Source organism: Psychrobacter sp. MES7-P7E (genome assembly GCF_002863645.1).
Lineage (GTDB): Bacteria > Pseudomonadota > Gammaproteobacteria > Pseudomonadales > Moraxellaceae > Psychrobacter.
Genome location: NZ_PJBU01000012.1, coordinates 1 through 10,113 on the forward strand (window position 1 = coordinate 1; position 10,113 = coordinate 10,113).

Genomic DNA, 10,113 nt, shown 5'->3' on the forward strand with positions numbered 1-10,113 from the left:
ATAAAAGTACTTTAATTCGCTTCCTTTGATCATCTCATAAGGCATGTTATTTTGTCATAATATCCGATCTCAAATTCATAAATATAATCTAAGTATGGCTTATTCTGAAATATCTCCGCTAATTGATAACAAGCCCTAGCTTTGTTAGAAATACATTAAGATATATTCTTACTTTCATTAATACGCCAACGTTTTTGTTTTTTAACTAGGGTAGATTGATCAATACTAAGAGCATTAGCAGCAGCTCTTGTGGTGCCATACTCTTCTATAGCTTCATTGATTAATTGTTGTTCTAGTGCCTCCACCTGCGCTTTCAAGGAAGACTTATCATATTTCGAAATTTTTTTTGAACTGTATTCAACAGGTAACTGTGCAGCGGTGATTAATGACTGATCAACGGTAACTACTAACCTTTCCGTTAAGTTAATCAACTCACGAATATTACCGGGCCAGTTATAGCCGCTTAATTGTGAAAGAACATCTTCGTGCCAATGACAATCTAGTTCATATTTTTCATTAAAGTATTGAATGTAATGTTCTAGTAATGGACGAACTTCATCGCTTCTTTCTCGTAACGGTGGTAGATAAATGGGAACAACACTTAATCGATAAAGTAAGTCTTCTCTAAATAATTTTGCTTCTACCAGTTTTTTTAAATCATAATGTGTAGCGGAAATTAAGCGGAAGTTTGTTGTTTTAAACTCAGTGCCACCGACAGGTATAAAGCGATTTTCAGCAATTACTTTAAGTAACTTTGCTTGCAAACTGAGCGGTAAATCACCAATTTCATCCAAGAATAAAGTGCCGTTATTGGCGGCTTCAAGCAGTCCAATCTTTCCTTTTATCAATGCTCCAGTAAAGGCTCCCGGCATATATCCAAAAAGTTCAGCTTCAAGTAGTGCTTCTGGCATAGCCGCGCAATTAAGTTCAATAAATGGACCGTCACAGACCTTGCTATACTGGTGGATGGTATTTGCTAATAATGTTTTGCCAGTACCAGTTTCACCTTGAATAAGCATTTTGGCACTAGTTGCAGCAACTTTTTTTGCTAAATCATAACAAGCTTTCGTATTACGGCTAATAATAAATTTTTCTTGCGCTGTATCCCCTTCGACTGACGTTCCGTAATTCTCTCTTAGTTTTAATAGTTGCTCAAGCTGCTCTTCTGCATGCTTTGCTTTTAAAAGCTCTGTTATGTCCCTTGCTGTAGTGACAACGTACTCTATCCGACCTTTTGCATCAAACATAGGAGTACCAGAGACAAATATTTTATGATTACTACCTATTGTTTGGATGATAGTAATAGCACGCAGTTCTTTCAGTACTTCGAGTGAAACGGAACGCGAAATAAAACCAGCCTTGACGACTTCAGACATATGTAAACCGACTAAACGCCGCTTAGGTAGCCCTGTCATTTGCTCATAAGCTTTGTTCATAGTAATTGTTATACCATTACCATCAGTGATATAGACGCCATCACTTAGCGCGTCTATAACTCTCTGTAGATTTTCATCAAGGAACACTCAGTTTTACTCCTTTATTTTTTCACGCAAACGCCAACCGTATATTAAGAAGCATAATAATACTCCAGCAGCGAATGCCCACGTGGCACCTTTTATAACCAGTATTCCAGCAATAACACCAGCAATACCTAGATCACTATCGCAACGCGCTTCCTGAATACCAATTCGAACACTAACATAACCTTGAATCAATAATGTTAAAGCTAATGCTATTCCTAGTATTGGTTGTACTAAACTGACTACAGGCAATAGTAACAATCCAGTATTAGTACCCCAGCGGAAAGAGCCAGCACCCCCAAAGATTGAGTCCATTGCCTGTCTGCCCTGCTTGTATCGCTCAACAATCACAACATGCATTGCCGCCCACAAAGGACCACACATTGCAACATCTGGTCCCATAATACTCATTCCCAGATTTCGAGCGCCAAAAATCAGATGTGCTCGATTCGGATCGTAATCAATTTTTTCATCTTGGCGTGCTTCATCAGCTTCTTCTAATATGGATTTGCTTTGTAATACATCACCAAATAATACGATGTAAGCAGCCAGGACTGTTGGAATAGCTGTTAAATACATTGTCATTGGAGGGAGACCTACACCAAATACAGTATATTCAGTAAACATTGTCACAAAGTCTGGCTTTGTGATACCCCACTGGATATCTGGCCAAGGTGCCTCTGAGAACATTGGTGCAAGAATAATTGCCAGTACAATAATAGGAAATACACCAAGGTTACCAATAAAACGAAAGCTCCAATGATACTTTCTTAACTTAGCAAAATGCTGCGAAAAGATTAAGTAAAATGCGATCCCAACAGCGATAGTAACAGTAAACGGATAAGTCTCAAACCGCCCGCCTTCTTGAAAAACCACAGATACTGCAGCTAGCCCGGCACCCATAATGATGCCTGCTTTAATTGCACTAGGAATAAGATGAACGACTCGCTTAGCTGCACCTGATGCTCCTAAAAATATGGCGAATAAGCCTAACATCATCTGAAAAGCAATGAGCGCATGGACTCTACTTTCTCCTTCAGGAAAAGTAGATACATACATAATAAGTAGAGGTATAGCAGGTGTGATCCACCCAGGTACGACAGGATCACCTAATAGGTGATGGAGTAGATAAAAAATTCCATTGATCATCACAATGGCAAGGGCTGCTTCAAAGGGCATACCCAGTAGTTCTGTCATTAGCGGAATAGCAGCTAAATCAACAGCACACATGAGTAGACCTTGGAAATAATCAGGCCACTCAAAACGGTAATGTAGAAAGGGTAGTCGGACTTTAAATGGTCCTAGTGGATAATAAGATGCTTCTCCTGCTGCCGTTCGCTTCTTCCATAAAGACATAGCAGACTTCCTCCTTAAAAGGCTTCTTGGTATATAGTTTCAATATCTTTGACACTAAGTTGTCTAGGGTTGTTTCGCAATAACCTGGTCACAGCACTAGCTGAAGTAGCTAACTCATTTAAATCGTCAAACTCGATTCCAAACTCTCTAAGTTGTTTAGGGATAGATACAGACACACATAATGCTTCAATTTTAGCGACTACATAGTCCCCCGCATCAGATTCACTAATAGAATGGTCTGCACCCATAGCAATCGCGATATCGATAAACTTGTCAGGACAGCTAGTGCTATTCCACCTCATCACATGAGAAAACATGACTGCATTACTAACACCGTGAGATAAATGGAATCTACCACCAAGCGGATATGCAAGCGCGTGTACAGCTCCAACGCCAGCATTACCAAAAGCTAACCCCGCCATTAAACTAGCTGTAGCCATTTTCTCACGTGCAGCTATATTAGTAGGCTCTTGATAAGCAACAGGCAATGCATCAACAATCATTCGGATTGCAGCAATGGATAAAGATTTAGTGATTTCGGAAGCAAAATTAGATAAGTAACTCTCTACTGCGTGTACTAGCGCATCAACGCCACTTGCAGCAGTAACAAATTCTGGGCAGCTCAATGTTAGCTCAGGAGCGACAATAGCAACATCTGGTAGTAGCTCATTACTTACTATGCCTTTTTTAATCTGTGCTTGAACATCCAACAATATTGATATGTTAGTAACTTCAGAGCCTGTTCCTGCTGTTGTTGGCATACAAATTAAAGGGATTTTCCGAGGCGCTACTTTATCCTCACCGAATAATTCGCTCAATGATCTTGTTTCACCACTATAAATCGCAACGGCTTTTGCCGTGTCCATTGCGCTACCACCTCCTATAGCGATAACCCCATCACATTGATTTTCTTCGAAAGTCTCACAGCAAGCCTCAACAATGTGGGTTTCTGGCTCTGCTGAAATATCACTGTAAATAAATATATTTTCAACACCGTTTGATTTGAGATTATCAATGACTGGTTGAATAATACCGGCGTCTTTGACACCTTTATCCGTTACAATTAACGGTCTTTTTACATTTAAGCTAGCCATCTCTTCAGGTAGCAGATAACTAGAGTTCTCACCTGTCAACAAACGACGAGCAGTTTTAAAGATTTGAACGTTATCAGTATTCATCAATTTACCTCGAGTATTTGTAAGTTAAACTCTAGTAACATTGATGCAATCTACGTACCAAACTTATTAAAAAAAATATAAGTAATTGATAAAAAAGATTAAATTAATTAAAACGATTACAAAGCCTATTAATTATGATGAATAAAATCATCACTAATATTTATTTTATGATTTTATTCATCAGATAAGACTGAGTGTTGAAATAAAACTATTCATAAGATTGCAAATCCTACAAAAAAATAAACCGCCCTACTTTATAGTTAAGGCGGTTTAACAAGTTTAGGCTGAACTGTAGTGGTCAACTAAACTAGGACACCTGATAAGTGTAGTGGCATAGTAAAATTGGATGATCTTCGCGAACCTTGCTTCTCATAATGATATTGTCCATATTTCTATAGAGTTATAACCAGCGTTGTAGCTTAGCTCATAAAAATAGTTTTTTTAGTATGAGGTGAGAAGCCTAGCTCAGTCACTAAAACAACCTTTTTCACTTAGCAGTCGAAAAACCTTATCTATTTCTTCCAAGATTTTATCTGCCATCGTGCCTTCATTTATCATTAACCATGCCTCACTCGAACCTTTCCAGTCCTGCGGATCAAAGTAGTAGTAAGCAGGCCACTGAGCAGAGGAGCTCACTTTTTTATCAGTTAGCATCGTATTCAGTACAGTTTTCATACCTTCTGTATGTAGACAAGCTTTCACGGCTTCTACAGAAGTAAACTTAATACCTAAAATTGGACGATCAAACCCTGCATTATCAAACTCGAAGCAAACCCAACCCATATCATAGCCAGGAATTATGAATCTAATCTGTTCGTATCTTCTACCCTCGCCGATATAACTAAGATCTAATTCGTAATCAGTTTTTTTATATTTTGCTAACAAATCTACTTTTAACTTGGCTATCAGTTCTTTCTTCATTCGATCTACAGTGTTAGACACCTTGATACTGGCATCAATAGTAGCTGCATTCTGTTTAATAATATCTAAAATTGCGTTGTCTTCATTCATATCTTCTATCCCCATAAACTGCTTTTGAATAAACTTAGTTAGCTGTGCAATAAACTCACTGACACTATGATTCTGACACTCTACTTGACATGCTTTAAGCCAACCAATCAGATCGCTAAAACGAAGATGACTGTATTCCTTGTCTTTTTTCCATTTTTCTAAAACTCTAGCATCGACACTCTTCTCATCAGGTGTACCGTTATACTCATTGAGATAAACAATATGACGACTACTATGACCTCTTTCCTTGAGCTCATGATAATAATCAATCAGTTGATTAGACTGATCTGCTGCATAAGGTTTATTTTCGATACAAATACCGTAGCTTTCATCACCCACCTGACATCTTAAGTAAATATCCATACGCCGCTGAGTGTTACTTTTTCCCGTCACTTCTTCAAGAAAAACCTCTGTTTTCTCAAGGTTGTTAAAGAAAATCTGCCAGTTATAGTCTTGATATATAACAGGCAAACAATGCTCAACAAATAACCTTAAAAAGCTTTCCTGCTGAGCATGACTCCCTTTAGGATCAAGCAGAGCTGCCAAAATGCGACTAAGCCCTAACTCATCGGTACTAATATACTCAAAAGTACTAAAATCTGGCGACAGTTGACGACTATAGAGTGCTTGAGCTGTCTCTAACGCATTAATCTTTTGACTCACACCATTTATCAAACTTTGCACGGTACTCATACTCATCTATCCTCTTAAAATTTCACTCGGTTTTATTTACTTATATTGCTGGTCATTGATTTGCTTCAGCATCTTGATAGTGTTTATATCGTAACTGCCTTCGTAGAACTGGTATAAAAGCTGCTCAAAAATACACTTGTTACCAGCGGCAAAGGCAAATAATGTTAGCGAAGATTGTAGCTTCAAGTTATCTGGTGAACCAAAGATATTTAAAGCGCTTTTATCAGGATGGAGCAGTAGTAATTCAGCACACTCTATTAACCGTGCTCCAAGCACCTCATGCTGCAAATATGTTTTTGCTTGCTCCAAACTCTCTATTGCAAAGCGTCGAGACATTTTACTGTGCCCTAACCCTTTCACCTGTGGAAAGATAAACCACATCCAATGCGTACGCTTACGACCTTGGGTCAGCTCTTCAATCACTTGTGAATAGATAGTGTTTTGGGCTTGGATAAAATCGTCGAACAGGGTTTTATTCATAGTGCTACTCCTGTCTATTTATTTTTCATAAAGTACCAATGCACTATGCAATCGATCCAGAATAACGGCTTTCAAATCCACCGGCTCTACGACCACGGCTAGCTGAGACATACTCACTAGCCAATCTTGTAGACGAGTCGTATTAGCAACTGTAGCGCTGACTTGATTCCAGGTGTCATCGATAATGGTAATTTTCTGATCTGTCGATAATGGGCGCTCGTATAAATGCTGACAGGCAAATTTCTGTACTTTTAAAACCAAGTTGATTTCGACATTTTTACCAAACTCTAGCTTGCCTAGCTTCTGTAAGCTATTTAATGTAAAAACGTCACGCCCTACCCAGTCAGGTATTGGCTTATCTATGACTATTGCCTCGGTAATACGATTGACTGCAAAATTACGATGCTCCTTTAGTAACACATCATCATCGATATGATCATCAGCAGAATTAAAACCTGTGAGATAGATCATATTGTCAATAAAGATCAGTCCTTTGGGATATATCACTCTTTGAACTGGTTTTTCGTCCCATTTATTTTGATAGCTTATTCGTAATTGACGATTCTGTAGCAGAGCCTGATGAATACTTTCAAGCACATCACTATCAAGCGTTGGTGCTTGCACGATACTAGGTAAGGTGATGAGATGATCTGGCCATTGCCCTAGCGGACTTTGATGAAACTTATCTTTATCCTGTCGACGTAATTGAGTGAGCTTGTCTGCGATTTCTTGTTTAAAAGATACTGGTAAGTAGTTTGCGGTATATTTATCCAGCATCTCCCAAAAGAACACGGTTTGCTCGTTAATAACATCGATGCTAAAGCTGGGGTCAATATAAAACCGTGCTGTCTTGCCACTGATATTATTGCCCCATGCTGGCACTCGGACTAAGGCGTCACTATAGAAGATATCGTTAAAGATTTGATTTAGGCCAATCAAATCGTTCTCTAAGTTTTTACGCTCATTTGTATAATTATCAGTATTATCACCATAGTTTTGCATAAGCTCTGTCAGTGACATAGCATCTGCTTCACTTCGAGGCAGGCTTTGATATAAAGCAAATAGACGTGCTGACTTTGTATAGCTGGCAATTTGATGTGCTGGCATAGTATCTTCTCTATTAGACTGATGAAGTAATTAACTCGTTATTAAAATACAGGTTCAATCAAAACGAACCAAAATCGCGGTACCATTATCATAAGCATTGCCATCGGAATCATAAACTTGGTTCTTAAGAGAGATGAGCCAAGCTTGTAAATCGGTTTCATCATTGACAAGTTGCCAATGACGACTCGGCACCAAGTCATGAATACCATCCGTACAGACCAAGATACAATCGCCGCTATTAACCTTAATGTTGCAAGAACTACCTTTTGGTGCTTCACTGCTTGTATAACTGTCATCAGCCGTTAATGCAAAGCATTCAGTAATACTATATAAACTCCCTGCCATACCTTCTCGGTTATAGTCAGCGAACTTCGCTTGGCTACCTTGCTCTTGTGCCCTTTGGTCAATAAGCTCATTCAATAGATTATGATCTCGAGTCAGGCACTGCCACTGTGACGTCCCTTTAGGCAGCCAGTACACACGGCTATCACCTACATGCATTATCGTCGCCTTTATGGTTCCATCGCCCTTTAACTCACAGGTAACCATCGCGAGGGTTGCCGCCGCGCCATGACGCTTAGATGAATGCTTGGTTTGATTAATCAGCTGATGAATAACCTCTGAAGTAATACTCTTCTGATTAACCCATAACCGTCTGACTGCTTTTACCACTGCTTTTGAGCAGTGCTGCGAGTGATTAGAGCTTGCCACGCCATCAGACACTGCTAAACTAAATGGTAATGCAACTGGTGTCACTGCCATCACACCTAGATCTTCTTGATACCAATTATCTAGAAAGAAAAAAGCGTCTTGCTGCAGGTTATTACTAGCATTCCCCAGAAAGGTAATTGCACAGGCCTGTGCAATAGAAGGAGTTTCTTTTAAAGGACAATGGTCAAGAGGAGCAGGAGCAGGAGCAGGAGCAGGAGCAGTCATGATGGTAAGCCTATATGTTTGTCATAGAGGCTAGTATAGCGGACAACCTTTAAATTTATTTTCTAGGTTGAAATATAAGATCATTTAGATAGTACATGAGTAACACAGAGTTGCTTTATATAAATAAAAAGGTGATGAACGTTCGCCCATCACCTCTTATGCACTATCTTAGGTCAATAAACCTTAATACTCTCTTACCATATTTTTTTGGGCTTTGTCATATTTAAAGCAAAAAGGTTGATCTACATAGCTGTCAGACATTCTATAAGCGTCTATATCGCCAGAAAAACAAAAGCGATTCGATTTGATACTAAAATCAAAATCAATCGTATCGCCTTTCTTATTAACGATCATTGGCTTACCATTTGAGTCAACTGCAGCTGATAACGAATAACGAAAAGGTACTACTGTCTTCTTAGCAGGGTCAATCACAACCAAACGATAGGGCTTTTTGTTGACGTACCCTGTGTCATTGGTTTCAAAGATATAGATAATCTGATTACCATTGAAGTTAGGCTTACGCTCTTTCATAACAGTTGCATAGCTTTTCAAACGACTGTCTGTGCAAAATTTCTCGTCCTCATAATCAAAATCACATTCAACTACTGTGACACCATATTTTGTTTTAGGTGCTGCGTTAGCCGTAGAGGATAGACCTAAGATAATCATCGATGCTGCTAGTAGCAGGCTTGTCCTTTTAAACATGAAATTTTTCCTATAAATTTAAATAAATTAAGTATTTTCTATGCGGCTCACTTTCATATGTCAGTAAGTATCCATTTTTAAGAATAGATGTGAGAAATTACTGATCGTTTTGCGGATAGCGTTCTTGATCTATCTCATTCCAATCTGTGTAGGTTTTTTGGGAAAGCACTTTTCCTTGGCGGTCTAATGTATAGCGCGTGATACTCTCGTAGCCATTATCATAAGCATTAGCGCTTTTAGTGTTTAGGTTATAGACATCAAGTTTCCCATTTTTATAGCGACCACCATCGACATCTACGGCATCCCCCATTGGCTCCATATAAGCCATGTCATATTTTGGTGAGACAACGACCTTTCCTGTTTTATCGATGATGCCCCACTTACCACTTCTATAGTCTCCAATCTTGACAGCAGACAGTCCTTCTGAAAACTCCATTGCCTCATCCCATTTGGCTGCTATCACTGTTTTGCCAGAGGTGTCTACAAAACCTGTTTTGCTATCTTCATCACCCAATGTAGATGTGTTATATCTGGCCAATCCTTCTGAATAGTCATCTAGCCAGTTAAATTTAAACGGTACGACTGTTTTACCTGTTTTATCAATTGCTCCAAATTTATCATTTTTACTCACCACTGCTAGCCCATCATTAAAATCACCGGCACTCTGATATAAATAAGGTATGGTCATTTTCCCTACCTTATTCATATAGCCGTATTTACCGTCTTTGTATGCGGCTACCATCCCTTCTTGGAAATCTCGGAAATCAATGTAATAGCCACCAGTCATCGGTGCTTGATGCTCAACAGGTATGACTAATTTGCCCGCTTCGTTAATATAGCCTTGCCAGTACAGATAGTCTTCGTAGTCCTCACCGCCGTCATAGCCTTTGACCATTCCCATTTTCATGATTGCGACACGAGCCATACCTTCAGAGAAACCACTACAACTATAATATTTTGCTGGTACGATGACTTTCCCTCTGTCATCTTTGTAGCCACACTGAGGTTGCTCCGTATTCTCCAATTCAAAAGCTTGTAAGCCAGCGGTTGCACTACCTGCGGCTAACGCTGCATATAGACCCAATAACATTGCCACTTTTCTATTGTTTTTTTTCATTTCAATCTCG

At 39.1% G+C, this 10,113-nt stretch carries 9 protein-coding genes; all 9 read right to left on the bottom strand.

The features are described 5' to 3' along the window. Positions 1 to 155 precede the first annotated feature (155 nt). The gene (locus CXF62_RS00835) at positions 156 to 1,523 is read right to left on the bottom strand and encodes a sigma-54 interaction domain-containing protein (protein ID WP_102092561.1); all 1,368 of its coding nucleotides are present in this window, start codon (positions 1,521 to 1,523) and stop codon (positions 156 to 158) included. A 6-nt stretch (positions 1,524 to 1,529) separates the two neighbouring features. Continuing rightward, positions 1,530 to 2,876 carry a hypothetical protein gene (locus CXF62_RS00840; RefSeq protein WP_102092562.1) on the bottom strand — a complete coding sequence of 449 codons (1,347 nt, stop codon included), beginning with the start codon at positions 2,874 to 2,876 and terminating at the stop codon, positions 1,530 to 1,532. Between the two features lie 14 nt (positions 2,877 to 2,890). Then, complete coding sequence (locus CXF62_RS00845) at positions 2,891 to 4,054, bottom strand: iron-containing alcohol dehydrogenase family protein (RefSeq protein WP_102092563.1); 1,164 nt, start codon at positions 4,052 to 4,054, stop codon at positions 2,891 to 2,893. Positions 4,055 to 4,519: 465 nt separating this feature from the next. After that, positions 4,520 to 5,758 carry a PDDEXK-like family protein gene (locus CXF62_RS00850; protein WP_185156568.1) on the bottom strand — a complete coding sequence of 413 codons (1,239 nt, stop codon included), beginning with the start codon at positions 5,756 to 5,758 and terminating at the stop codon, positions 4,520 to 4,522. A 36-nt stretch (positions 5,759 to 5,794) separates the two neighbouring features. Then, the gene (locus CXF62_RS00855; RefSeq protein ID WP_102092565.1) at positions 5,795 to 6,238 is read right to left on the bottom strand and encodes a DUF1810 domain-containing protein; all 444 of its coding nucleotides are present in this window, start codon (positions 6,236 to 6,238) and stop codon (positions 5,795 to 5,797) included. An 18-nt stretch (positions 6,239 to 6,256) separates the two neighbouring features. Further along, entirely contained in the window at positions 6,257 to 7,345 is a 1,089-nt protein-coding gene (locus CXF62_RS00860; RefSeq protein ID WP_102092566.1) for a helix-turn-helix transcriptional regulator, read from the bottom strand. Positions 7,346 to 7,399: 54 nt separating this feature from the next. After that, positions 7,400 to 8,281 carry a PP2C family protein-serine/threonine phosphatase gene (locus tag CXF62_RS00865; protein WP_102092567.1) on the bottom strand — a complete coding sequence of 294 codons (882 nt, stop codon included), beginning with the start codon at positions 8,279 to 8,281 and terminating at the stop codon, positions 7,400 to 7,402. 183 nt (positions 8,282 to 8,464) lie between these two features. Further along, positions 8,465 to 8,986 (bottom strand): hypothetical protein, encoded by a 522-nt coding sequence (locus CXF62_RS00870; RefSeq protein WP_102092568.1) that lies wholly within the window; start codon positions 8,984 to 8,986, stop codon positions 8,465 to 8,467. 97 nt (positions 8,987 to 9,083) lie between these two features. Further along, positions 9,084 to 10,113 (bottom strand): WG repeat-containing protein (locus CXF62_RS00875; protein ID WP_322868748.1); only part of this gene is annotated, 1,030 nt, incomplete at its 5' end.

Excerpts from the sequence above, each read along its gene's own strand:
- CXF62_RS00840 (WP_102092562.1), bottom strand. The coding sequence starts at position 2,876 with ATGTCTTTATGGAAGAAGCGAACGGCAGCAGGAGAAGCATCTTATTAT.
- CXF62_RS00865 (WP_102092567.1), bottom strand. The coding sequence starts at position 8,281 with ATGACTGCTCCTGCTCCTGCTCCTGCTCCTGCTCCTCTTGACCATTGT.
- CXF62_RS00870 (WP_102092568.1), bottom strand. The coding sequence starts at position 8,986 with ATGTTTAAAAGGACAAGCCTGCTACTAGCAGCATCGATGATTATCTTA.
- CXF62_RS00855 (WP_102092565.1), bottom strand. The coding sequence starts at position 6,238 with ATGAATAAAACCCTGTTCGACGATTTTATCCAAGCCCAAAACACTATC.
- CXF62_RS00845 (WP_102092563.1), bottom strand. The coding sequence starts at position 4,054 with ATGAATACTGATAACGTTCAAATCTTTAAAACTGCTCGTCGTTTGTTG.
- CXF62_RS00850 (WP_185156568.1), bottom strand. The coding sequence starts at position 5,758 with ATGAGTACCGTGCAAAGTTTGATAAATGGTGTGAGTCAAAAGATTAAT.
- CXF62_RS00860 (WP_102092566.1), bottom strand. The coding sequence starts at position 7,345 with ATGCCAGCACATCAAATTGCCAGCTATACAAAGTCAGCACGTCTATTT.